Here is a 3,044-nt window from a genome sequence, read left to right on the forward strand (position 1 = left end):
CTACGACACCCGGCACCGGCTTTACTCCGCCCCTATTGAATAACTTGGCACTACATTGCGATTTTCAGAAGTGTGTACATACGGATCAAATGGTTAGGCGCAATCTGGGGGCGTTATCAATGGGGTCATGTTAAAGATGGGTTAGCGAAACAACACGATCGGCCGGACGACAGATGTTCCATCGCATCGCCAACGCTCGGGGCGCGGTGATCGCCTCCCGCACCCTCGTCTGGGTCCTGATCATGGCCTGGAGCGCACCGTTCGCCGCCGCCAGCCCGGTCGGCCAATGGCTCTGGTCGCGCCGCGACCTGCCGGTGCTGGAGCAGGCGCGCCAGGTGCGCCCCGACGTGGCCGCGGCCATCAACATCGCGGAGCTGCGCTGGGAGAACGGCCAGGTCCGCACCCGCCTGCGCCTGCGCCTGCCCCCGGACCTGGCCGGCCCGCCGGCCATGCTGGTGGTGCGGCTGGACGACGCCTTCCACCGTGCACCGGCGGACGGCACCGGTGCACAACTGGACCAGGCGCTGGGTCGGCTGCTGGCCGCGGTGGACCCCAGTCTCGCGAGTACCCCGGTGGAGTTGGATTACGACGCCCCGGTCGCCCGCCTCCCGGTCTACGCGACCTGGCTGGACGCCTGCCGGGCCGGTGCCTTGCGCGGCCGTGTGCTCTGGATCACCACCTTGCCGGCGCAGCTGCGCGACCCTGATTTCGGTGCACTATTCTCATCTCGGGTGGCGGGCCATGTGCCGCAGGTGTTCGACACCGGCGAGCCTTGGACCCCGGCCCGCGCCGCGGCGCTGGCGGACGCCTTGGGGCGCGCCGGCATCCCGTTCGCCCTGGGGCTGGGCGGATTCGACCGTCCGGGAACCGCGCATTCGGCCTGGTTGGCGGCGCTGCCGCGCTTGGCCGAGCTTGCGACCTTCCGCGGGACCTGGGTCTTTCCAGCCGGTTTCGATTGGACACCGCTGTTGCGGAGCCTTCCATGAACAAGCGCTGCATGCTGGCTGGCGCCGTGCTGATCGGGTACGCCGGCGCGACCTGGTCCTGCGGTCCTCAGCCCTTCTGCGATTACTGGCCGACGCTGCACCCGCAGGCCCGACGGCTGGCCGCCGACGCTAACGACGACCAGTGGCTGGAGCCATTCCGCTTTCTCGACCCCTTCCGGCTGGCCGGTTTCTATCCGGGCGAGCGCATGGCCCGGCTCGCCTATGGGACGCCCTATACGTCGGACCGGCGTCCGGACCCGCCCGATCCGAACCCGGTGGCGGCCGATCTGGACGCCATGGACCGGGCACTGGTCGTCGGCGGCACGCCAAGTGCGCGCCAGGCCGCGCGGCAGGCGATCGACAGGCTGCTGTCCCTGCCCGCACCCCTGGCGGCGCCCTGGGGCGAATCGATGCGGCGCGCGGTCGAATTCCTCGAGATCGAGCCAGCGCTGGGCGACACCGATCCCGGCCTGGCGGCGGATGCGCTCGCGGGGACGGCCGCAATCGGCGGCACCCCGCTGCTCGACCAGACCCTGGCCATCCGCGCCGCCCCCTTCGACCAGGCGGCGGCCACCCTGGCGCGCTTCCCGGACTCGCCGCGCCGACCCTCGCTGGAGCTGGCGGCGCTGCGCAACCGGATGACTGCTGAGATCGGCGTCGGCTGGCCGGGCAAGATTCAGGGCACGACCCCCGAGACCTGGGCGGGGCTGCGCGCTGCCCATGAGGATTGGCTGGCCCGCTACCCGGAGCATCCGCTGGCCGACCTGGCCCGGTTGCAGACGCTGCGGGTGCTGTATCTGCAAGGCGACGGCGCGGCCGCCTGGGATCTGCTGCTCGGGCTCTATCCGCGCCGCCCGGCGCGGGCGCTGTGGGAGATGCGCCATCTGATTCGCAACGGCCTGCGCCCGCAGGGCCTGGACCTCGCCGCACTGCCGGACCCGGTGCTGGCCTCGGCACTGCTGGGCCAGGTCGCGCCGCCCTCGCCCGCACAGTGGAACGCGCTGTGGCGGCGCAGCGAAGCGGCGGCCGGTGCGCCTTGGGCGATCAACCTCCAGGAGCGGCTGCTGCTTGCCGCGGCCAGCGACCCGGGACGGGGTCTGCCGGACGCCTTCCCGAGCCAGCCCGCCCGGCCGAGCGAGCTGTGGGCGCAGTTGCGCACCCTGGCACTGATCCGGGTCGGGCGGCACCCGGCGGCACTGCGCCAGGCCGAGCGCCTGGATCCGACCGAGGACCCCAGATCGGCCGACGTCCTGGCCACCGCACTGGTGGATACCGGACAGGTCATCCGCGCCGCGACCCTCCCGGCCCTGGACCAGTCGATCGCCGCCTATCTGCTGCGGGTGGCCGCGGACGACACGAGCCTGGCGGCCCTGGCCAAGGGCGACGGACCCCGTGCCGCGCTGGCGGCCGAGGCGTTGGCCTGCCGACGCTTGGGCGATGGGGATTGGGCCGCCGGTGCCCGGGTCTTGGACGCCGCCGCGCCCGCGCCCGCGCAGGCGGCGCTCTGGCGCGCGGCCGGCCGGTACGCCGCCGACCGCACCCCGGCCGGACGCCTGGCCCTGGCGCGGTGGCTGCTGGGGCAGGAGGGAAAGCTGTTCCTGCCCGTCCCCGCGCGGGGTAACAGCAATCCTGGCGACCCCGAGCCGCCCAAGGCCCAGCAGGCCCGTCTGGACGAATGGGCGCGGCGCTGCGGCGAGCGGCAGCGGGCACTGGATGCCTATGGGGCGGCGCTGGCCGGCCTGGACCCGGGTGCGCCCGAGGCCGTGGCGGCGCTCGCCGAGGCCGACCGCCTGTACAACAAGCTGCTGCGTTGGGACCCGCTATTCTCCGAGGGCCGAGCGGCGCGGCAGATCCGCGCCGCGGGCAAGGGGATCCGTGCCCAGCCGGCTGGGCACTGATCGGCGGGGGCGCGATCGGGATGGGGCGCGAGTGAAATCCGTAACCAACTGATTTGCAAAAGCCAAGATGTACACGACACCGGTTTCTCAGGGGCATTCGGCCCCAAACCGAATCAGAACCCATGAAACTTCGTCATTCGATACCCCATGCGCCAGGTCA

2 protein-coding genes are annotated in these 3,044 nt (G+C 72.0%); both read left to right on the forward strand.

Going from position 1 to position 3,044, the window contains the following annotated elements; genetic code table 11:
• Positions 1-173: 173 nt before the first annotated feature.
• On the forward strand, positions 174-986 hold the full coding sequence (locus QZY03_RS28750) for a DUF3142 domain-containing protein (RefSeq protein ID WP_295587287.1): 813 nt from the start codon (positions 174-176) through the stop codon (positions 984-986).
• Complete coding sequence (locus QZY03_RS28755) at positions 983-2,884, forward strand: hypothetical protein (RefSeq protein ID WP_295587289.1); 1,902 nt, start codon at positions 983-985, stop codon at positions 2,882-2,884. The genes QZY03_RS28750 and QZY03_RS28755 overlap by 4 nt, the downstream gene beginning before the upstream one ends.
• The last annotated feature ends 160 nt before the right edge of the window (positions 2,885-3,044 follow it).

It is taken from the genome of uncultured Lamprocystis sp. (assembly GCF_903933125.1).
In the GTDB taxonomy this organism is placed as follows: domain Bacteria; phylum Pseudomonadota; class Gammaproteobacteria; order Chromatiales; family Chromatiaceae; genus Thiodictyon.